This window comes from Streptomyces sp. MA5143a, from assembly GCF_900290235.1.
Lineage (GTDB): Bacteria > Actinomycetota > Actinomycetes > Streptomycetales > Streptomycetaceae > Streptomyces.
In genome coordinates, this window is record NZ_OLMK01000142.1 from 1 (window position 1) to 19,536 (window position 19,536).

Below are 19,536 nucleotides of genomic sequence, written 5' to 3' on the forward strand. Positions count from 1 at the left end.
GATCGATGCCGGCATCGACGCCTCGATCGGCACCGTCGGCGACGCCCTGGACAACGCGCTCATGGAATCCCAGATCGGCCTCTACAAAACGGAGCTGATCAAGCCCAGCAAGCCCTGGCACGGCCTCGCCGACGTCGAACTCGCCACCGCGGAATGGGTCGACTGGTTCAACAACCAACGGCTCCACAGCGCGGCCGGCGACATCCCGCCCCACGAGTACGAGACCAACCACTACGCTCAATACCGGCCCCAACCGGCGGCTGGAGTCAACGCATAGAGCCTCCACCAATCCCGGAGCGGTTCATCCTGGCTCTCGCGACATCGACCCGAGCCCGTAGATAAAGAACAAGCTGAGTAGGTGTTTCTGAACGTCGTCTTTTCAACTTGCCGCGGCCCTCTGCCGAGTCCGCGCCCTTGCCAGGACCGCTCAGCTCTCATTATCTTGACGTCAAGGTTCCTTGGTAGAGGAGAAGTTGTGGCTTCGGGAACGCTCGGATACTCCTTGGACGGCCTGCATCACGTGCAGCTTGCGATCCCTCCAGGCGCTGAGGACATCTGCCGCGAGTTCTGGGGAGACGTTCTCGGCATGACAGAGCTCGAGAAGCCGCCGGTGCTGGCGGCTCGTGGTGGGTGCTGGTTCCGAGGTGGTGGCCTGGAGGTTCACTTGGGGGTTGAAGAGGACTTCCGCCCGAACAGGAAGGCGCATCCGGGGATCCTTGTGACCTCGCTCCAGGCGCTCGCCAAGCGGTTGGAAGACAAAGGAGTGAGCGTCACCTGGGATGACAACTTTCCTGGCCACGATCGCTTCTATGTGTTCGACAAGCTAGGCAGTCGGCTCGAGTTCCTTGAACCTGTCCGCGATTGCTGACGTCGCACGATCAGGGCGTCTTCTTCGTCCAGTGGCTGGTGCGGGGGCTTTTGCGGGTGAGGCGTCGGGTCATCATCGTGATGAGTGCCCAGTGCAGGTGGGCTTCGGAGTGCTGGGGAAGGCGTTCGTAGTCGCGTGCGTTGCGGCGGGCGTTCATGCACCAGCCGATCGTGCGCTCGACTTTCCAGCGGCGGGGCAGGACGACGAAGCCCTTGACGCCTTTGGGCCGGGAGACGATGCGCAGGGTGAGCCAGAGGCGGTCGCGGGCCCAGTCCACGAGTTCGCCGGCGTAGCCGCGGTCGGCCCAGACCTGGGTGATCTGCGGCTGGGTGAGGCGCAGGCGCCAGAAGACGTCGCGGGCGGCGTCGCGGTCCTGGATGTCGGCGGGCGTCACCGTGATCATCACGGGCAGGCCAAGTGTGTCCATGGTGATATGTCGCTTGCGACCGTTGATTTGCTTCGCTGCGTCGTAGCCGCGGATGTTCCTGCCGACGGTGGAGGCTCCCTTGACCGATTGGGAGTCGACGATCAGCGTCACTGGGTGCGGGCAGCGGCCCTTTCCGGTACGGATCCGTCGGCGGAGCTGGTCACGGATGTAGGTGACGACCCCGGCCCGGTTCCACCTCCAGAAGAACGCGTAAACCGTCTCCCAGGGTGGAAAATCTGCAGGCAGAGCCCGCCACTTCGCACCGTTGTCAACGATGTAGCGGATGCCGTCAACGATCTCCCGCCGCGGCCACTTTTCCGGATGTCCGCCGGTCTTGGTCTGGCAGGCCGGGATGGGCAGCAGAGGTTCGAGCAGTGCCCATTCGGCGACGGAGGTGTCGGACGGGTAGCGGCGGCGACGAACTGCGCGTCGACCACGGCCGGTGGGCTCCGCCCGGCGGCCATGGAATCGGTTCGATCAAGGCCCAGCGGGCGTCGGACACGTCACTGCGGTACGGACGACGAGCACTCACGCCTCATCCAACGACCGCCACCGACACCAGTCACAAAAACATCCCAGACACCAACTACCTAGACCAGATGCCCTCTTTCTCCGTAACGCCGTACGAGATGGGCTGCAGGAAATGCCTTGCGGAAACAACCGCGTGATCATTGCCGACGGGGTGCTGCTCTGATGGTGCGGACGGGCTGCGGTCACGCGTCAGCGCAAGTCCTATCGATGCAGCTCAGAGGCAGCTTCCGCGTCATTGATCAGCCTTCGGACAGGCCACCTCTGAAAACGCGAGGCTAGCGCCTGGTGGCCCCCGCTTGTGGCGATCCGACAAGTTGGCCAGCCCCAGGTACACCAGCTTGCTCAGAATGCGACCGAGGGCGATGCCTGTCCGATGCGCTGGACCTGATGCTCCTGAACTCAGGGGGAATCGACGGAGCCCTGGAACTGCTCCCCTTCGAGGAGCAGTTCGCCGCCCTGGCCGACACTTCCCGTACCGCCACATCAGCGCCAACTCGGTAGCTGTCCTGGAGTCGGCGGCCGGTGCACTCCCCAGGTCTTCACACAGCCGTTACTTCCGCTTGCTGTTGCCAGGGTGTGGCCGTCCGGGCTGAACGGGAGGGACAGCGGTGCTCTTGGCCCTCGGCTTGATGATGGTGCGCTCTGTGCGGCCGGTTGCGGCGTCGAGCAGCGTGGTTCGGGCGAGGGGCGCGGACCGGGCGTACTCGCAGCCTCAGCACCAGTCGGGTACCCCTGAGACGGGCGGGAGGTGAGTTTCGATCTTCGCTCGTGTCTCCCGCATCACGGAGACGATGTGGACCTCGTGTTCCCGGGTCAGCCGGGCCACCGGAACCGAGCAACTGATGGCGTCGGTGGCCGGTGTGTCGTACCTCAGGGCGAAGCCGAAGCCGGCGATACCGGTCACCGTCTCTTCGCGGTCGATGGAGTAGCCGCGCTCGCGCACCCGGGCCAGGTCGGCGAGCAGTGCGGCACGGTCGGTGTGCGTGTTCTCCGTGAGGGCGGTCAATGGGCTGTCCGCGAAAGGCAGTTCGTCGTCGGCGCGCTCGGCGAGCAGTGCCTTGCCGAGGGCTCCGGCGTGGGCCGGGACGCGGCGGCCGACCCGGCTGATGGTGCGCAGGTACTCGTGGGACTCCCGGGTGGCGAGGTAGACGACATCCGGGCCGTCGAGCCGTGCCATGTGGATCGTCTCGCCCAGCGCGTCCGACGCCTCGTCGAGGTACGGGCGGACCGCACGGATGCGCCGGTCGCCGTCGAGGTAGCTGGTGCCGGTGAGCAGCGCGCGGATCCCGATGCCGTAGAGGGAGCCGGTGGCGTCGGTGCGGACCCAGCCGCAATCGACGAGCGTCCGGAGCAGCTGGTACATGCTGCTGCGTGGCACGCCCAGGTCCTCCGCGAGCTCGTCCAGGCGCGAGGGCTGCTCGCCCCGCCCGGCGAGCAGTTCCAGCAGCGCGACGGTCCGGGCCGCTGACTTCACGCCGCGGACGCCTCTCCCCTCCGACATGCGCCCATCGTAAAGGCGCGTCCATCCGTGTCTGCACACCCATTGACCCATCCCGTTCACCAACCTAACCTCCATCTGCATACATAGACAGCATCTGCATACAGGGATGGGATTCATGGCAGGGATCAGCCCGGAGGCCGCAGAGGTCGCCCAGCGGCTCCGTGACGGAATGGCGAGCGGGGTGCTGTCCTTCCCCCTCACGAGCTTCGGGGAGGACGGCGGCCTCGACCTGAACGCGTACCGGGCGTATCTGGCCGACCGGTTGGCCACCGCACCTGGCGCGGTGTTCCCGGCCTGCGGGACCGGAGAGTTCTTCTCGTTGGACGAGGACGAGTACCGGGCGGTGGTGCGGACCACGGTCGAGGTCGCGGACGGGCGGTTGCCGGTGGTCGCGGGCATCGGCTACGGCTGGGCGCAGGCGCTGCGGTTCGCACGTATCGCGGAGGAAGCCGGTGCGGACGCCGCGCTGGTACTGCCGCACTACCTTGTCGGGGCCCCGCAGGACGGTCTGGTGGAGCAGCTGCGCCGGATCGCCGCCGGCACCCGGCTGCCACTCATCGCGTACCAGCGTGGCCAGGTCGCCTTCACCGCTGACGGCCTGCGCCGGATCGCGTCGATCCCCACCGTCGTCGGCCTGAAGGACGGGCACAGCGACCTCGACCGGCTCCAGCGCCTCACGCTCGCCGCGCCCGACGGCTTCCTCTTCTTCAACGGCGCCGCCACTGCCGAGATCCAGGCCCGCGCGTACGCCGCTGTCGGCGTCCCCGCCTACTCGTCCGCGGTCCACGCCTTCGCGCCAGAGATCGCGAACGCCTTCTTCGCCGCTCTGCGGGACGGGGACGACGCGGGCGTGACCAAGCTCCTGCGCGAGTTCTACGTCCCGCTGGTCGAGTTGCGCGACCGGGTGCCGGGCTACGCCGTCTCCCTGGTCAAGGCCGCCGCCCGGCTGCGTGGCCTCCCGGTCGGCCCGGTGCGCGCCCCGCTCACCGACCCCGGCCCGATCGACCTCGCAGACCTGGAGAAGGTGCTGGACCACGGCCTGAGCCTGGTCGGAGCCGTACGACGATCCGCTTGACGAACCCGGGCGCCCGTCGTGCCCGCCCGACCAACCCGCGGGCACCCGCCGTGCCCGCCAGGTGACCCACGGCCTGGACCGGAGCCGGGCTCAAAGCAGCCCCGGGCCGCAATCCAGCTGTCTCCCCTCGCTCCCCCATGGGCCGGAACGGCAACAGCCGCCGCCCAACCGCGCCGCCCGCATCACCCGCAGTGCCACGCGTCAGCGCCCTACCGCTCCTCCGTGCGTGCGGCCGATCACGCCTACACCGATCGGACCGTACGCAGAGCCGACGGAGCCTCCGACTGCTCGCTCATCAGTTCAAAGGGGAACTGCCATGCCTCTCCTCGTAGTCGGGATCAGTGTTCTGATTCTGCTTCTCCTCATGACCAGGCTGAGAGTCAACGGCTTCGCGGCCCTCCTGCTCGTGGCGGTCGGCGTCGCCTTGGTGCGGGGAGTCCCGGTCGCGACCATCCCGGACGTCCTCTCCGAAGGCATCGGGGGCCAGATCGGCGACACCATGCTCACCATCGGACTCGGCGCCATGGTCGGCCGCGTCATGGGGGACTCCGGCGCTGCACAGCGCATAGCCGGCAAGCTCCTCGACACCTTCGGCCCACGGTGGGTGCAGGTGGCCATGGTGGTCACGTCCATGCTGATCGGCGTGACCATGTTCTACGAGGTCGCCTTCATCATCATCGTGCCCATCGCGTTCACCCTGGTCAGGGTCACCGGGGCGAAACTGCTGTGGGTCGGCCTGCCGATGTCGATCGCCCTGTCCACCATGCACAGCTTCCTGCCACCGCACCCCGGCCCCACCGCTGTCGCCGCGGCCTTCCACGCCTCCGTCGGACTGACCCTGTTCTACGGTTTGTTCCTCGCCGTTCCTGCCGGTGCGCTCATCGCCCTGACCTGGCCTCGCCTTCCGTTCATCAAGGCCATGGCCCCGTCCATCCCCAAGGGCCTGGTCAGCGAGAGCGAGTTCACCGACGAGGAGATGCCCGGGCTGGGCTGGTCACTGTTCGTGGCGCTTTTCCCCGTGGCGCTGATCGTGGCCGCCGCCGTGACCGACATGGCCACCTCCGCCGAGAGCCCGTTCCTGCACTTCGTCACCTTCATCGGTTCGGCGCCGATCGCGCTTCTGCTGACCCTGTGCCTGGCGGTCTGGGCGTTCGGACCGCGGATCGGCCGGAGCCTGAACGACGTCGGCGCCTCCTGTACATCGGCTGCCCAGGCGATGGCGATGATCCTCCTGGTGATCGGCGCCGGCGGCGCCTTCAAGAACGTCCTCGTCGAAGGCGGGATCTCCGACTACATCAAGGACGCGACGGAAGGCTGGTCCATCTCGCCGATCGTCCTCGCCTGGCTCGTCGCCGTCATCCTCCGCATCGCGCTCGGCTCGGCGACGGTCGCCGTCGTCACGGCCTCCGGCGTGGTGCTGCCGCTCCTGGCGGGCAGCGGGGTCCACCCGGAGATGATGGTGCTTGCCGTCGCCTGCGGTTCCATCGCGTGCTCCCATGTCAACGACCCGGGATTCTGGCTGTTCAAGGAGTACTTCAACCTTTCCGTCATCGAGGCGATCAAGGTCCGTACCACCTATACGACGGTGCTCGCCGTCCTCGGTCTGGGCGGCGTCCTGGTGGCCGAGTGGGCCCTCGACGTCCTCAACGTGTGAACTCGCAAACCTCCCGTCCCCGGAACCTCCGATCCCCCCGCACCACCTCACAGCAGAAGGGCACCCGATGAGCATCGGACAGCCGACCGTCACGGCGTTCTCCGTCTACCCGGTCGCCGGCCGGGACAGCATGGAGCTGAACCTCTCCGGCGCGCACGGCCCCTACTTCACCCGCAACGTCGTCGTCCTCACCGACTCCGAGGGACGTACCGGGCTGGGGGAGGTGCCCGGCGGGGAGAAGATCACGCAGACGCTGCGTGACGCCGAGTCGCTGATCGTCGGGGCGAAGGTGGGCGACTACAAGCGCGTCCTGCGCGAGATCGGCGACCGGTTCGCCGACCGCGACGCTGGCGGACGGGGCGCCCAGACCTTCGACCTGCGGACCACTGTCCACACGGTCACCGCTGTCGAGTCGGCGCTGCTCGACCTCCTCGGGCAGCACCTCGACGTGCCCGTCGCGGCGCTCCTGGGCGACGGCCAACAGCGGGATTCGGTGCGGGTGCTGGGCTATCTCTTCTACGTCGGCGACCCGGACCGGACCGACCTGGAGTACGTTCGCGAACCCGACTCCCCGGTGGAGTGGTACCGGGTCCGGCACGAGGAGGCCCTGTCGCCCGAAGCGATCGTCCGTCAGGCTGAGGCAGTTTACGACCTCTACGGCTTCCGCGACTTCAAGCTCAAGGGAGGTGTCCTGGAGGGTGCCGAGGAGGTCAGGGCCGTACGCGCCCTCAAAAACCGCTTCCCCGAGGCCCGGATCACCCTCGACCCGAACGGCGCGTGGTCACTGCGCGAGGCCATCGAGCTGTGCCGGCCCCTGGTCGGCACGCTCGCCTACGCCGAGGACCCCTGCGGAGCCGAAGGCGGCTACTCCGGACGGGAGATCCTCGCCGAGTTCCGGCGCGCCACCGGCCTTCCCACCGCGACCAACATGATCGCCACCGACTGGCGCCAAATGGCCCACACCCTGGCCCTCCAGTCGGTTTCCATCCCGCTGGCCGACCCGCACTTCTGGACCATGCAGGGCTCCGTGCGCGTAGCGCAGCTGTGCAACGCGATGGGCCTGACCTGGGGCTGCCACTCCAACAACCACTTCGACATCTCCCTGGCCATGGTGACCCACTGCGGCGCCGCGGCCCCGGGCGAGTACAACGCCCTGGACACACACTGGATCTGGCAGGAGGGACTGGAACGGCTCACCACCGACCCGCCGCGCATCGTCGGTGGTGAGATCGCCGTCCCGGACGGCCCGGGGTTGGGCGTCCGCCTCGACATGGACCGGCTCCTCGCGGCCCATGAGCTCTACCGGGAGAAGGCTTTGGGGGCACGCGATGATGCCGTCACCATGCAATACCTGATCCCTGACTGGGAGTTCGACGGTAAGCGTCCCTGCCTGGTGCGGTAGACGACTGTTTGAGGGCCTATGTGACCAGCGTGGCCGAACACCAGGGGACGGTGGTGGCCGGCAGCCTGCATGAGGACGACATCGCCGTGGTCGCGGTTCCCTCCCCGTCCCGCTGACCGCTCAGCGCCCTGCCCTGCCCTGGCCTCGCGCCGCAGGGCGCTCGGCGTCCGGCCCCACCACTGCCGGGCACACCGGGTGAGCACGGCCTGCTCGGGGAAGCCGACGAGGTTGCTGATCTGGGCGAGCGGCATGTCCGTCGTCGTGAGGTAGAGGCGCGCCCGCGCCCGCCGTACCCTGTCGAGGAGGGATGCGTACGACTTTCCTTCCGCGGCGAGTTGCCAAGCCCATAAGGTCCGCCAACCAGGAACTGCACGGCGCGGTGCACGAACATCACAGTCGTGTCCGTGGCCTGCGGTAGCGGCCGCACGCCAGTGTCGAAGGCATACCGCAGGCCCACGACCCCACGAGTGCCGTCCGGGTCGTCGATCAGCGAGACACTGAGATCGCGGGCGTGGACGAACAGATAGCGGGAGGTGCACTCCAGTGCGTCGGCGACCGAGGGAGAGTGCTGGATCGCCACCGACAGCGGGCCCAGCATCCGGAAGTCCTGCGCCTCGCCCACCCGCATCCCAAGATCCGGACAGTCCAGATCGACAGCCGCATGCTCAAGAACCAGAGCCAGGGCCTGGTCCTCCACGAGCAGCTCGTCGGTGTCGAGCGCCTCGACGGGCAGCCCCGCCCGCCGTGCATACGCCTCCGCGTCTCCGCCCAGCTCCTCTACGCAATGCCGGAACTGCTGCAGACCTGCCGACCGGACCAGTGACACGGACCCAGCATGACGTGCGCGTCGCCCAGGATCGAGTTGGGGCTGTGTGACCGAGGGTGGGTGTGCGGTGGCGGGAGAAGCGGGTGAAGTGGATGTCGGTGTCCAGGGTGATGGCCTGGTCGGCCCAGTGGTCGGCGTCGCGAAGCGCGCCGCGTCCGAGGTGGAACAGGTGGAGGCAGTAGGCGGTGGTGGCGTTTCCGGCGCCGACGGCGAACTGCCACCACCACTGGGCGCCGTCGCAGGCGTCGGCGAGGCTGAGCAGGCAGGCGAAGTGCAGGGCGCCGTCGCCGTCGGCGGGCGCTTCAGCGAATTTCGCCAGGTGTGCGGCAGCGTCGTCGCTGTAGAGGGGTTCAGCGGCCAGGGCCTGGGGGCTTTGTCGGCGCGCTCCAGCATGGTCGGGAAGCGTCCCTCGGGGGCTGGCCGGTGCCGAACATGAGGGTGGCGGTGACCTCGCGTACGACTTCCTGCTTCAGGTCGGCGACGTCCGCGTCGGTGAATGCGTCGGGCAGGGCTGCCTGCGCCAAGATGTCGTAGATGCTGCGCGGCACGGTGTTACTCCTTCTCCTCGTCGCCAGCCGGGATGTCCAGACAGAGCTTGTTGGCAATGCGTTCACGAGCCGAACGCCGGTGCCCGCGGACGGTGTCCAGCTTGATGCCCATGATGTTGGCGACCTGCTGCGAGGAACAGCCCAGACGTAGTGCAGCACGACCACGTCGTACTGGCGCTCGGGCAGGCGCCCCAGGACATCCGCACCGCCCCCGGGCCCCCACATGTCTCCCACCTGTCAATGTTGTGCACTTTATTGACGATGGTTGGTCAAGCGCCTAAGTTCGCGAGGGTCCTTCCCCCCGCTCAAGGGAGACAGCGATGCCCCCGTCCCCCCTCGCATCACCGTCCACGGACTCCGAACGGAGCCGCCAACTGCGCCGAGTCGCGCTCTCCGGGCTGCTCGGCACCGCCGTGGAGTTCTACGACTTCCTCGTCTACGGCACGGTCGCCGCCCTCGTCTTCGGTGAACTGTTCTTCCCAGGCGCCGCCCCCGCCGTCGGCACGATCGCCGCGTTCGGCACCTTCGCCGCCGGCTATGTCGCCAGGCCCCTCGGGGGCATCGTCTTCGGGCACTTCGGCGACCGGCTCGGCCGCAAGTCGATGCTGCTGCTCACCATGGGCCTGATGGGCGGCGCCAGCTTCCTCATCGGCCTGCTGCCCACGTACGACGCGATCGGCGTCTGGGCGCCGGTCCTGCTGATCGCCCTGCGCGTCCTCCAGGGCATCGCCATCGGCGGTGAATGGGGCGGTGCCACCCTGATGGTCGTGGAGCACGCCGGGGAGCGGCACCGCGGTCTGTGGTCGAGCTTCACGCAGATGGGGGCCCCGCTCGGCTCCCTGCTGTCCTCGCTGGTCGTCACCCTCGTGGTCGCCATGCCCAGGGACCAGTTCACGGCTTGGGGCTGGCGCGTACCGTTCCTGCTCAGCGTCGTACTGCTCGGCGTCGGACTCTTCGTACGGCTCAAGGTCGTCGAAAGCCCGCTGTTCGCCGAGGTGAAGAAGGACCGCGCCGAGTCACGGCTGCCGATCCTCGACGTGCTGCGACGCCCGCGTCCCCTGCTGCTGGCCTGCTGTGTCGGCATCGGCGCCTTCACCGCCCAGTCCCTGCTGACCAGCTACATGATCGCGTATGCAACCGGTATCGGCTACGCCCGCCCGCAGGTGCTCACCGCGCTCACGATCTCCGCCTGCGTCGCCCTGGTCGTGCTGCCCTGCGCCTCCGCGCTGTCCGACCGGATCGGCCGCCGCCCGGTCGTCCTCGCCGGTGCGATCCTCTCGGCGGCGCTCGCGTTCCCCGTGCTGGCGCTGGTCGACTCGAAGTCACCCGGACTCCTGATCCTCGCCGTCGTCCTGGGCCACGGCATCGCCCAGTCTGTGATGTACGGCCCGCTGGGCGCCCTGCTCACCGAGATGTTCGGCACCCGGGTCCGCTACACCGGCGCCTCCCTCGGCTACCAGGGTGCCACCCTCATCGGGGCCGGCTTCTCCCCGATGATCGCCGGAAGCCTGGTGGCCGGCAGCGGAAACGGCACCCCCGTCGCCCTGCTGCTGTGCGGCGGCGCCGCCGTCACCGCGCTGACCGTGTTCTTCGTACGCGAGACCAGCCGGACATCCCTCACCGAAGCCACCGAGCGCACCACCCCCCACACGGAAGAGATCCCCGCATGACGCCCCCCACGCCCACCCCCACCCGCCCCCGCACCGCTCGTCGCGCCGCCTGCGCCGCGGCGCTCCTGCTCGCCGTCACCGCTCTGCCCACCTCGACCGCGACAGCAGCCGACACCACGAGTCACATCGAGGGCCAACTCCCGTCAGGCGCGACGTACATGATGGACGTGCCCGCCGAATGGAACGGCACCGTCCTGCTCTTCAGCCACGGCTACACCCCGGCCGGCCGGCCCAACCCCGCCCAGAACGCCCCCGACGCCGCCACGAAGGCCCTCCTCCTGGAGAAGGGCTACGCGCTCATCGGCTCGTCGTACGCCACCACGGGCTGGGCGGTGACGGACGCGGTGCCCGACCAGCTCGCCACCCTCTCCGTCTTCACCGACCGCTTCGGCGAGGCCCGTCGCACCATCGCCTGGGGCAGGTCGTACGGCGGACTGGTCACCACCGCCATCGCCGAGCGCAACGCCGGCCGTATCGACGGTTCGCTGTCCTTGTGCGGCCTCGTCCAGGGCGGAGTCGCCAACTGGAACAACACCCTCGACCCTGTCTTCGCCCTCAAGACGCTCCTCGCGCCCGACTCCGACATCCCCCTGACGGGGCTGCCGGACCAGGCAGCCGCCACCAGCGCGGCGAACGCCCTGACGGCCGAGGTGGACTCGGCGCAGTCGACGGCCGCCGGCCGGGCCCGGATCGCCCTGGCCGCGGCCCTGCACAACATCCCGGTCTGGAACCAGCCGACGCAAGTACGGCCCGTCGCGGACGACTGGGACGCACAGCAGGCCAACCAGTACCAGGCCGTCAAGGGCCTGCTGCAGATCGCCGCCTTCCACCGCAGGCAGGAGGCCGAGGTCCGCGCGGGCGGCAACATGTCCTGGAACACCGGAGTCGACTACGCGAAGCTGCTCGGCCGGTCCTCCGTCCGCAAGGAGGTCACCGAGCTGTACAAGAAGGCCGGCCTCTCCCTGCGCGCCGACCTGGCCACCCTGAACCGCGCACCCCGCGTCGGCGCCGACCCGGACGCCGTCGACTGGATGAGCCGCACCAGCTCGTTCACCGGAAAGCTGACCAAACCGCAGCTCTCCGTCCACACCATCGGCGACGCCCTCGTCCCCGTCCAGACGGAGAGCGCCCTGCGCCGGGCGGTCACCGCCGCCGGTTCGGCACCTCTCCTGCGTCAGGCGTACGTCGACAACGCCGGCCACTGCACCTTCAGCCCGGCCGAACAGCTCGCCGCCCTGCACACCCTGGAGGCCCGCCTCACCACGGGCATATGGCACGGCACCGGCCCGGCGGCCCTCAACTCCCGTGCCGCGGCGGCCGACCCCACGACTCCCGCGCGCTACGTGCCGTACCGCCCCACCCCGTACCTGCGGTCGTACGACCTCGCCCATCCGGCCGGCGGTCAGTGACGCCGTACGGCCGCCCGCGGCAGCGGCAGTGGGCGGCCGTACTCTTACGACCGTGGAAGACGACGACATCCTGGACACCCCGGACACCGCGGACGCCCCGAACAACCCGGATGCCCTGGACAGCCCGCAGCCGCGCCCGCAGTCGCTCATGCTCGCCTTCTTCGGCAACCACGTCCTGGAGGAGGAGGGCGACCTGTGCGTCTACTCGGGCAGCATCATCGACGTCCTCGGCCGCGTCGGAGTCGGTGAGCAGGCCGTACGCTCCACGCTGACCCGCATGGTCAACCGCGGGCTGCTGCAGCGGCAGCGCGAGGGACGCAGGATGTACTTCGGTCTGACCCCCCAGGCGACGCGCGTCCTGCACGACGGCCGCACCCGGATCTGGACGCAGGGCGCCGTCAACGACGACTGGGACGGCGCCTGGACGCTGCTCGGCTTCTCCCTCCCCGACTCCTGGAAGCGCCAGCGCCACGACCTGCGCTCACGGCTCACCTGGTCCGGGTTCGGCGCGCTGTACAGCGGCCTGTGGATCGCACCCGGGAAGGTCGACGTCGCCGGCATCGTCTCCGAACTCGGTCTCACCGACCACGTCAAGATCTTCCACGCCCAGGCGGACCGGACCACCGACATCGAGCTGATGATCCGCGACACCTGGGACCTGGAGAGCATCGCCGCCCGTTACGTCACCTTCGACAAGCGCTGGACCGCCCACCTGGGCACCGGATCCTGGGACGACCCGATCGGCACCCGGCTGCGACTGGTCAGCGAATGGCTCTGGACCATCCGTACGGACCCCAGACTTCCCGCCCGGCACCTTCCCCCCGCCTGGCCGGCCCGCCCCGCCCAGGAGACCTTCCGGCGGATCGCCGAACAGACCGCGGCGCCCGCCCGGCGCATGGCCCGCGAACTGCTGGAGACCACACCGTCGCGGTAGACGTCCCGCAAGGGCCTCCTCCCACAAGGGCATCCCGAGGGGCATCCTCCCGACGGGGCGTCAGCGAGCGGGCAACCGGACACCCAGCTCGGAGGCCGCGGCCTGGAGCAGCGGCACCATGGCGACCAGGTCGTCCATGCTGCGGCGGAAGGCGGGCGCCGCGGTGGACAGGGCGGCGAAGACGCTGCCGTCGGGGCGCAGGATCGGGACGGCCACGGCGCGCAGGCCGGGGTGGTGCTCCTCGTCGGCCGTGGCGTAGCCGCGTTCGGCGGCGCGGGCGACGTCTGCGCGCAGGACCAGGCGCTGACCAGGTCAGATCCCGATGTCCGACAGTGGCGTCCTTGTCGTCGTGCGGAGCAGTCAATGCCCGACACGCGCGCAGAAGTGTGACGGGGTGTCAGTGGTGCCCTCTTGTGGGCCAGCCTTGGAGCCAAGTCGCTTCCACTCTCGCTTTGTGACGACGCGTCACATGCCCCGTTCCGGACTCTTGAACGCCCGATCGGCCCCTTTCTGGTGCCCCTCATGGATTTCTGAAGTGGCGACAGGATTCGGCGTGAGTAGGTTCATTCTCAGGCGGCCGGGTCGGCTGGCATCCCTGAGAGATGGAGAAGCGAAATGCCTGCGAGAGAGAGAAGCGGAATGCGAACGCGTACCGTGGTCGGGATCGCATTGTCGGTGGGCGTCACCGTCGTGGCTGTAACCACCGTGGACTATGCGTCGGCTTCCAATTCCGCGTCCGCCCCGTCGGTGCAAGAGGCTGCTGCCTCCTTGCCTCAAGGAGGGGAGATGGGAGGAAACGGCCAGACGGGAGGCGACGGCCAGACGGGAGGCGACGGCCAGACGGGAGGGAACGGCCAGACGGGAGGGAACGGCCAGACGGGAGGGAACGGGCGGACGAGGTACGGCGACCGTTCGGACGATCGCGGGCGGGTCTATGTCAACGAGCGAACGTATTCGGTCGAGGGGGGTGAGTGCATCGCTGTAATCAGTAGTCCGGCGACCAGCTTCAACGTCCGGAACGAAACTGGCAACAGGGTGGAATTCTTCACCGGGATTACGTGCGACAACGGTGCGGCAATTGCGACTATCGGTCGCGGAGACTCCAGCAACGCAATCCCCGGAACAGCGGTTTTCGATGGAGCCGCGGTGCCGTTCGCGCTCGTCGGCAGCTTCCGGGCAGTCGACAGGCATCACCACTGACCCCGGCCCAGGGGCAGCGGTGTCCCTGCCCCTCACCCCGGCCGTCTGCTCCCGGAAGGAGAAGGCGAGGCCGGCATGCGCGGCCTCGTCAGGATCCCGAGGCGACAGAATCGGGGCGCTGACGCAGCCGGGGTACGGCAGGGCAAGGGCTCATGGAGATGCAGGACACCGGACACCGCCCTCATCGCCCTCACCGACAACCCCGGCGTCCACACCGGACGCCCGTCCCGGTAGTACGGCGGGCCGGGCCTCGCCTGTCGTGTCGTCGGCCGGACAAGCGGCGGGCTTGGGGGTAGAACGGCTGTTGGCTCGTGAGGACGCGCGGGCCGGAGCATGCCCGGCGAAAGGGCTGTTCCCGGGTATGACACGAAGGATCGACCAGCATGGCCAGCGGCACCGTGAAATGGTTCAACGCCGAAAAGGGCTTCGGCTTCATCGAGCAGGACGGCGGAGGCCCGGATGTCTTCGCCCACTACTCCGAGATCAAGGGCAACGGGTACCGCGAACTGCAGGAGGGCGAGCACGTCACCTTCGACATCGGCCAGGGCCAGAAGGGCCCGCAGGCGCAGAACATCACCCGCGGCTGAGCGGGCAGGAGAGAACTGAATGTGAGGCGGCTGCCCGGTACGGCAGCCGCCTCACTCATGCCCGCCCGCGAGCTACAACCGGCCTGGACCGCCCGTGCCCCCGTATAGCGCTTCTACGGCCCCTCGATGCCCCGGCGTACGGCGGACAGGCGGGCCGACAGGCTGGCGGTATGGACGACACCTTGCTGGACCGGCTGGAGACGGCGCCGGCGGCTCTGAAGGGCACGGCTCCGGACCGCCGGCGCTTCGCGGACGTGGACGAGGTTCTGTGGGAGCAGATCAGCGAGGTGCTGTCCGGCCGTGCCGGGTTCGCCGTGCTGGATCTGTCGGGTGTGGCGTTTCGGTGGCGAGGCGGTCACGCAACACGCAGCGGGCGCAGCGGGTACCACGTTCGGTTTCTCGGCCCGAACCGCAGGTCGAGCACAGATAGGCGTCGGTGGCGCCGGAGCACACGCCACACGTGCCCCGTCCATCCGGGCCCGGGCCGATCACGGGTCGGGGGCGGCCGCATGTGGCGCACGGGCGCGGGTGCGAGCGTATGTAGCCAGCGTCGCGCACTGCGGCGCAGCGAGCGCAGGCGAGACGGCCGCCCATAGTCCCGGGGCCAGACACCTGCGCGTTGCCACCACCGGAATCCATCTTTCGCTGCGCCCGCGAAGTACGGAGCTAGGATCTGTCTCCTTGGTGTTCAGTGACGGGAGGGTGCCGGTCGGGTGCCGGGCCTGACGCATCCGCCCGATGAGTTCCGCTCACTGCGTGCCCTCCCTCACAAGGCTGGTTGCACCACCTCTATGATCGACCGGCCGCAGAACGACAACAGGTGGAGGGCGTGATGCCTGGTCAGGTCGCCGCAGTGAGCCGTAACGAGGTGTACTCGTTCAGCAAGCCCAATCGCGATTCCATCACGTTGCTCGCGGGGCTCGGCGTGGAGGGAGACGTTCACGCAGGTGAGACGATCCGCCACCAGTTCCGCATGACCTACGAGCCGGACCTGCCCAACCTGCGCCAGGTCCACCTGATGCACGAGGAACTCTTCGACGAACTCGCACTCAAGGGCTTCAAGGTTTCTGCGGGCCAGCTTGGCGAGAACATCACCACGCGCGGGGTGGACCTGTTGGGCCTGCCCACCGGCGCTCTGCTCCATCTCGGGGAGCAGGCGATGCTCGAGGTGACAGGACTGCGCAACCCGTGCTCGAAGATCAACGACTTCCGCAAAGGGTTGCTCGGTGAGGTCTTCGCCATGAACCCCTTGTCCGGCGAGTTCATCTTCAAGTGTGGCGTCATGGCTGTGGTCCGCCGTGGAGGGACCGTCCGCCCCGACGATTCCATCCGGGTCGAGCCCCCGCCACTCCCCCACCGCCCGCTGGAGCGGGTCTAGGTTTTTCTTCCGTGGTCATCGGCGTGCCCAGATGAGGATGGCGGCGAAGTGGAGTGCGGCCTGGTAGGCAATCGCGAGCTTGTCCGTTCGCGTGTCCAGGCCTCGCCACTGCTTGAGGCGGTTGATGCACCGTCCGACGGTGTTGCGCTGCTTGTCAGCCTCGGCATCGAAGCCGGGCGGGCGGCCGCCTCGGCGGCCCCGCCGACGGCGGTGGCCGATCTGGTCGGAGGGCTGCGGGATGACCGCGCAGATGCCCCGGTGCCGGAGGTAGTTGCCAATGGCGCGGGAGGAGTACGCGCGGTCCGCCAGGACAACCAGGGGCCGGGTGCGTGGCCTGCCCACACCGCTTCGGGGCACGCGGATGCGAGACATTACCGTCTCGAAGTCGGGTGTGTGACCGGCCTGGCCTGCGGTGACTGTGGAGGCCAGGGGCCGTGCACCGCCGTCCGCGCGATGCTGCGGCACTGCACGGCCGCCGAGATCGAGTTCCAGTACGTCGACACACACGGCGCGAGCGTGGTCGAGTTCGCCTTCACCGAGCTGCTGAACTTCCGCCTGCTGCCGTGGCTGAAGAACATCGGCAGCATCCCTTGTACCGCCCGGACGACTCCCCGCCCGGCTGGCCGGCGCTCGGTGCCTCGCTGACGCGGCCGATCCGCTGGGAGCTGATCGAACGGTAGTACGACCAGATGGTGAAGTACGCCGCCACGCTCCGGCTCGGCACCGCCGAGGCCTTGCAGGTGTTGCGGCGCTTCATCCGCGGCGGCCCCAAACACCCCAACTACCAGGCCCTCGAAGAACTCGGCCGCGCCGTACGCACGATCTTCGCGTGTGACTACCTCGCCAGCCCCGGTCTGCGCCGCGAGATCCACGGCTGGCTCCAGGTCGTGGAGAAGTGGAACATCGCGAACACCGTGCTCCACTACGGCAAGGACGACGCTCTCACCGGGCAAGACAAGGATGGTTTTGTTGACCGGATCCGACACCACTTGTCACTCAAGGCCGAGAACGCCTCGTTTCGCCGGAGGGCGATGTCTGTGAGTTCTGGCAACGCTTGAGGGCTTGCGGTGGGAGCATGGACGTGCTCTGCGGGATGAGGCTGCGATGGCGCCACCGAAGTCCAAGGTCGACTTGTACGCGGCGATCCGCCGTGACGCCCGGGCAGGGATGTCGTACCGGGCCTTGATGCGTGAGTATGGAGTCGGATTCCGCACGGTGAAGGCCGCGCTGGAGTCGGTCTGGCCGGAGCCCCGAAAGAAGCCGCGGCCGCGCGGGACCCGCCTGGATGCCTACAAGCCGTTGATCGACGCGATGCTCCGGTCGGATCTGGATGCGCCGCGCAAGCAGCGTCATACGGTGAAGCAGATCTTCGACCGGCTCGTCGACGAGCACGGGGCGGAAGCGGTGACCTATCCGATGGGCCGGGCCTACGTCGCCGACCGGCGCCCCCAGATCGCCGTCGAGGCTGGCAGCGGGGTGGTGCACGCATTCATTCCGCAGTCCCACCGGCCGGGGGCCGAAGCGGAGGTGGACTTCGGCGACGTGAAGGCACGCCTGGCTGGAGAGCAGGTCACCTGCTTCGTGTTCGCGATGCGCCTGTCGTATTCGGGCAAGGCCGTGCACCGCGTCTTCGCCTGCGGCCGGGAAACGTTCCTCGAAGGCCACGTCCACGCTCTCAGCGTGCTGGGCGGCGTCCCGACCGGCAAGGTCCGCTACGACAACCTCCGCTCTGCGGTCTCCCGGGTGCTGAGCTCGCGCTCCCGCGCGGAGAACGAAAGGTGGACCGCGTTCCGGTCGCACTACGGCATCGATGCCGCCCATTGCCGGCCCGGCATCGAGGGAGCCCACGAGAAGGGCGGGGTCGAGGGACAGATCGGCTTGTTCCGCCGCAACCACATGGTCCCCGTCCCAGAAGTTGCCTCCCTCGCCGAGCTCAACGCGATGATCGAGCAGTGGGATGAGGAAGACGAACGGCGCCGGATCGGCTCCCGGCCACGGCCAGTGAGAGAGTACTTCGCCGTCGAACGGCCACTGCTGCAGCCGTTGCCCGACGACTCCTTCGAGACCGGACGGCTGTTCAGCCTGCGGGTGGACCGCTTCAGCCAGATCAGTGTTCGCACCAAACACACCCCCCGCCGGCACCGCCCCGGCCCCACCCGCCGAAACCCCCTGAACCGTCATACGGCCCAGCCCACCCAACCCAGCCAGCCCCTCACACAGGAACAGCGAAACCCATGACAGCGACCACAACCCCGCCCCACACCCACTACCAGGACATCCACACCACGATCCGCTGACGCCCACCCACCGCCACCCCACCGCCCAATCACAAGTTCGGCCACCACGGAGCCGTCGGCGACCAGCCCCACCCGCCCCTACGCCCCGCAGTACTCGCGGCTAACCTCGCCCTCCACCAGATCATTGGCGAGCCCCTGCTCAGTGGAGCGCACCAGATCCACCACCGGAACAACCCACCCGCTACGGGCCACAACTACAAGCAGCGCCTCGGTGAGGTGCACCATGCGGGGCCGCATGGTGCACCTACGGATGGTCGCCGTTGGTTCAGACGTCGACGGCGATGGCTTCCAGCCTCAGGCCGCGGCCGACCGTACCGACGGCTACCGCGCTGCCCACCACCGGTGTCATCCAGCCGATGTCCTGCACATGTGCCCGTGCGGCAACGCTTCCCGAGCCGACAGAGATGGCCAGCGCTTCCATGCGACGGCCCTGCCCCGTGGTACCCACGGTTATCTGTCCGCCGTCACCGGCACATCGACTGCCCTGCCAGCCAACGTCCTGCAGGTGGGCATTGGCACAGACGCCACCGACACCCGCGACCGCGATCTCAAGAGCCTCGATCGCTCTGCCCTGCCCTGTGGTCCCAGCCATCTCACCGTCACAGCGGACCGACTGCCAGCCGACATCGGACACATGCGCGCGATAACAGATCACACGTGCGGAGGCTGCGGACGTTCCACGCTCGGCGAGTTCGGCCTTCAGCGCCTCCACCGCCGAGACAGCCCGGCCGCTCGCCGTCGTGCCGGACGCCGCTTGAGCCGTACCCGCCCCCGCCACAGCCAGGACGGACCCAGCCGAAAGCACCAGCAGCGCCCTGCCCGCCTTTCCCATGAACCCGTTCAACATTTCCCCTCACCATTCGAGTCGGATGGAACGGGAATCTGCTTACAAGCCCAAGGCACACCACAGAAGAAATGCACAGATCAACGGCTTGGAATTACGCCGGAATGGCTAGGTCCGGGATGATCCGTGAACCGCTCCGGGATCAGTGGAGGCTCTATGCGCTGACTCCAGCCGCCGGTTGAGGCTGGTGTTGAGCGAACCAGTCGACCCATTCCGCGGTGCGGAGTTCGACGTCGGCGAGGCCGTGCCAGGGCCTGAAGGGCTTGATCAGCTCAGCCCTTTAGAGGCCGATCCGGGATTCCATGAGCGCGTTGTCCAGGGCGTCGCCGACGGTGCCGAGCGGGCATCGATACCCGCCTCGATCAGGTGCGCGGTGAACGCGCAA

Annotated in this window: 19 protein-coding genes and 4 pseudogenes; 15 read left to right on the top strand and 8 right to left on the bottom strand. The window is 68.4% G+C overall.

The genetic code is table 11. The annotated features are described in order from the left end of the window. Both SMA5143A_RS41600 and SMA5143A_RS41605 read left to right on the top strand, forming a co-directional pair. A partial coding sequence (locus SMA5143A_RS41600) for an integrase core domain-containing protein (protein ID WP_181362282.1) occupies positions 1-277 on the top strand: 277 nt, incomplete at its 5' end. A 198-nt stretch (positions 278-475) separates the two neighbouring features. Continuing rightward, a complete protein-coding gene (locus SMA5143A_RS41605) occupies positions 476-868 on the top strand; it encodes a glyoxalase (protein ID WP_107467977.1) in 393 nt (130 codons plus the stop codon). Between the two features lie 10 nt (positions 869-878). On the opposite strand, the pseudogene SMA5143A_RS41610 reads toward SMA5143A_RS41605, so the two are convergent. Together SMA5143A_RS41610 and SMA5143A_RS41615 are read right to left on the bottom strand one after the other, a co-directional pair. Further along, positions 879-1,718: pseudogene (locus SMA5143A_RS41610) on the bottom strand (IS5 family transposase); the annotation flags it as partial. Positions 1,719-2,538: 820 nt separating this feature from the next. After that, complete coding sequence (locus tag SMA5143A_RS41615; protein ID WP_107467979.1) at positions 2,539-3,327, bottom strand: IclR family transcriptional regulator; 789 nt, start codon at positions 3,325-3,327, stop codon at positions 2,539-2,541. Between the two features lie 115 nt (positions 3,328-3,442). Between SMA5143A_RS41615 and SMA5143A_RS41620 the strand changes: the two genes are divergently transcribed. The 3 genes from SMA5143A_RS41620 to SMA5143A_RS41630 all read left to right on the top strand — a co-directional run bounded on the left by SMA5143A_RS41620 (position 3,443) and on the right by SMA5143A_RS41630 (position 7,458). Continuing rightward, positions 3,443-4,402 (top strand): 5-dehydro-4-deoxyglucarate dehydratase, encoded by a 960-nt coding sequence (locus SMA5143A_RS41620; protein ID WP_107467980.1) that lies wholly within the window; start codon positions 3,443-3,445, stop codon positions 4,400-4,402. A 316-nt stretch (positions 4,403-4,718) separates the two neighbouring features. Continuing rightward, entirely contained in the window at positions 4,719-6,056 is a 1,338-nt protein-coding gene (locus SMA5143A_RS41625; RefSeq protein WP_107467981.1) for a gluconate:H+ symporter, read from the top strand. 73 nt (positions 6,057-6,129) lie between these two features. Continuing rightward, positions 6,130-7,458, top strand: coding sequence for an enolase C-terminal domain-like protein (locus tag SMA5143A_RS41630; RefSeq protein ID WP_107467988.1), 1,329 nt, complete (start codon positions 6,130-6,132; stop codon positions 7,456-7,458). On the opposite strand, the pseudogene SMA5143A_RS44930 reads toward SMA5143A_RS41630, so the two are convergent. Both SMA5143A_RS44930 and SMA5143A_RS44935 read right to left on the bottom strand, forming a co-directional pair. Then, positions 7,356-7,730 (bottom strand): annotated as a pseudogene (locus tag SMA5143A_RS44930) (hypothetical protein); the annotation flags it as partial. The gene SMA5143A_RS41630 and the pseudogene SMA5143A_RS44930 sit on opposite strands and share 103 nt — an antisense overlap. Positions 7,731-7,864: 134 nt before the next feature. Beyond that, positions 7,865-8,284 (bottom strand): annotated as a pseudogene (locus SMA5143A_RS44935) (AraC family transcriptional regulator ligand-binding domain-containing protein); the annotation flags it as partial. 67 nt (positions 8,285-8,351) lie between these two features. Between SMA5143A_RS44935 and SMA5143A_RS42810 the strand changes: the two are divergent. From SMA5143A_RS42810 to SMA5143A_RS41655, 4 genes are all read left to right on the top strand, one after another. Beyond that, positions 8,352-8,720 carry a hypothetical protein gene (locus SMA5143A_RS42810; protein WP_146194053.1) on the top strand — a complete coding sequence of 123 codons (369 nt, stop codon included), beginning with the start codon at positions 8,352-8,354 and terminating at the stop codon, positions 8,718-8,720. 432 nt (positions 8,721-9,152) lie between these two features. Next, positions 9,153-10,502 carry an MFS transporter gene (locus SMA5143A_RS41645; protein WP_107467983.1) on the top strand — a complete coding sequence of 450 codons (1,350 nt, stop codon included), beginning with the start codon at positions 9,153-9,155 and terminating at the stop codon, positions 10,500-10,502. Continuing rightward, complete coding sequence (locus tag SMA5143A_RS41650; RefSeq protein ID WP_107467984.1) at positions 10,499-11,911, top strand: hypothetical protein; 1,413 nt, start codon at positions 10,499-10,501, stop codon at positions 11,909-11,911. Before SMA5143A_RS41645 ends, SMA5143A_RS41650 begins: the two co-directional genes overlap by 4 nt. 52 nt (positions 11,912-11,963) lie before the next feature. Further along, the gene (locus SMA5143A_RS41655) at positions 11,964-12,845 is read left to right on the top strand and encodes a PaaX family transcriptional regulator (protein WP_107467985.1); all 882 of its coding nucleotides are present in this window, start codon (positions 11,964-11,966) and stop codon (positions 12,843-12,845) included. A 60-nt stretch (positions 12,846-12,905) separates the two neighbouring features. Here SMA5143A_RS41655 and SMA5143A_RS41660 read toward each other — a convergent pair whose 3' ends face one another. After that, on the bottom strand, positions 12,906-13,145 hold the full coding sequence (locus tag SMA5143A_RS41660) for an IclR family transcriptional regulator domain-containing protein (RefSeq protein ID WP_308812072.1): 240 nt from the start codon (positions 13,143-13,145) through the stop codon (positions 12,906-12,908). A 486-nt stretch (positions 13,146-13,631) separates the two neighbouring features. Here SMA5143A_RS41660 and SMA5143A_RS42815 point away from each other — a divergent pair, with 486 nt between their 5' ends. The 3 genes from SMA5143A_RS42815 to SMA5143A_RS41670 all read left to right on the top strand — a co-directional run bounded on the left by SMA5143A_RS42815 (position 13,632) and on the right by SMA5143A_RS41670 (position 16,010). Next, positions 13,632-14,045: a hypothetical protein gene (locus SMA5143A_RS42815; protein WP_146194054.1), complete on the top strand. Its 414-nt coding sequence runs from the start codon at positions 13,632-13,634 to the stop codon at positions 14,043-14,045. 383 nt (positions 14,046-14,428) lie between these two features. Beyond that, positions 14,429-14,632, top strand: coding sequence for a cold-shock protein (locus SMA5143A_RS41665; RefSeq protein ID WP_107467986.1), 204 nt, complete (start codon positions 14,429-14,431; stop codon positions 14,630-14,632). A gap of 832 nt (positions 14,633-15,464) precedes the next feature. Beyond that, complete coding sequence (locus tag SMA5143A_RS41670) at positions 15,465-16,010, top strand: MOSC domain-containing protein (RefSeq protein ID WP_107467989.1); 546 nt, start codon at positions 15,465-15,467, stop codon at positions 16,008-16,010. Between the two features lie 15 nt (positions 16,011-16,025). Here SMA5143A_RS41670 and SMA5143A_RS41675 read toward each other — a convergent pair whose 3' ends face one another. Further along, complete coding sequence (locus SMA5143A_RS41675; protein WP_375136607.1) at positions 16,026-16,382, bottom strand: hypothetical protein; 357 nt, start codon at positions 16,380-16,382, stop codon at positions 16,026-16,028. Positions 16,383-16,403: 21 nt separating this feature from the next. On the opposite strand from SMA5143A_RS41675, the gene SMA5143A_RS43575 reads away from it, so the two are divergent. The 3 genes from SMA5143A_RS43575 to istA are packed head-to-tail and all read left to right on the top strand — an operon-like array spanning position 16,404 to position 18,248. After that, on the top strand, positions 16,404-16,655 hold the full coding sequence (locus tag SMA5143A_RS43575; protein ID WP_375136608.1) for a Tn3 family transposase: 252 nt from the start codon (positions 16,404-16,406) through the stop codon (positions 16,653-16,655). Between the two features lie 44 nt (positions 16,656-16,699). Further along, positions 16,700-17,068, top strand: coding sequence for a Tn3 family transposase (locus tag SMA5143A_RS43580; protein WP_219923660.1), 369 nt, complete (start codon positions 16,700-16,702; stop codon positions 17,066-17,068). Positions 17,069-17,114: 46 nt separating this feature from the next. Beyond that, on the top strand, positions 17,115-18,248 hold the full coding sequence (gene istA, locus SMA5143A_RS41685; protein WP_258194055.1) for an IS21 family transposase: 1,134 nt from the start codon (positions 17,115-17,117) through the stop codon (positions 18,246-18,248). 324 nt (positions 18,249-18,572) lie between these two features. Here the strand turns inward: istA and SMA5143A_RS41690 are convergent, their stop codons facing one another. Next, positions 18,573-19,154 carry a hypothetical protein gene (locus SMA5143A_RS41690; RefSeq protein ID WP_107467987.1) on the bottom strand — a complete coding sequence of 194 codons (582 nt, stop codon included), beginning with the start codon at positions 19,152-19,154 and terminating at the stop codon, positions 18,573-18,575. A gap of 193 nt (positions 19,155-19,347) precedes the next feature. Continuing rightward, positions 19,348-19,536 (bottom strand): annotated as a pseudogene (locus tag SMA5143A_RS44475) (hypothetical protein); the annotation flags it as partial.

What these genes read in the sequence shown, in the direction of transcription:
- SMA5143A_RS42815 (WP_146194054.1), top strand. Translation starts at nt 13,632, where the DNA reads ATGGGAGGAAACGGCCAGACGGGAGGCGACGGCCAGACGGGAGGCGAC.
- SMA5143A_RS41620 (WP_107467980.1), top strand. Translation starts at nt 3,443, where the DNA reads ATGGCAGGGATCAGCCCGGAGGCCGCAGAGGTCGCCCAGCGGCTCCGT.
- SMA5143A_RS41645 (WP_107467983.1), top strand. Translation starts at nt 9,153, where the DNA reads ATGCCCCCGTCCCCCCTCGCATCACCGTCCACGGACTCCGAACGGAGC.
- SMA5143A_RS41690 (WP_107467987.1), bottom strand. Translation starts at nt 19,154, where the DNA reads ATGTTGAACGGGTTCATGGGAAAGGCGGGCAGGGCGCTGCTGGTGCTT.
- SMA5143A_RS41615 (WP_107467979.1), bottom strand. Translation starts at nt 3,327, where the DNA reads ATGTCGGAGGGGAGAGGCGTCCGCGGCGTGAAGTCAGCGGCCCGGACC.
- istA (WP_258194055.1), top strand. Translation starts at nt 17,115, where the DNA reads ATGGCGCCACCGAAGTCCAAGGTCGACTTGTACGCGGCGATCCGCCGT.
- SMA5143A_RS41675 (WP_375136607.1), bottom strand. Translation starts at nt 16,382, where the DNA reads ATGTCTCGCATCCGCGTGCCCCGAAGCGGTGTGGGCAGGCCACGCACC.
- SMA5143A_RS41625 (WP_107467981.1), top strand. Translation starts at nt 4,719, where the DNA reads ATGCCTCTCCTCGTAGTCGGGATCAGTGTTCTGATTCTGCTTCTCCTC.
- SMA5143A_RS41650 (WP_107467984.1), top strand. Translation starts at nt 10,499, where the DNA reads ATGACGCCCCCCACGCCCACCCCCACCCGCCCCCGCACCGCTCGTCGC.
- SMA5143A_RS43580 (WP_219923660.1), top strand. Translation starts at nt 16,700, where the DNA reads ATGGTGAAGTACGCCGCCACGCTCCGGCTCGGCACCGCCGAGGCCTTG.
- SMA5143A_RS41665 (WP_107467986.1), top strand. Translation starts at nt 14,429, where the DNA reads ATGGCCAGCGGCACCGTGAAATGGTTCAACGCCGAAAAGGGCTTCGGC.
- SMA5143A_RS41670 (WP_107467989.1), top strand. Translation starts at nt 15,465, where the DNA reads ATGCCTGGTCAGGTCGCCGCAGTGAGCCGTAACGAGGTGTACTCGTTC.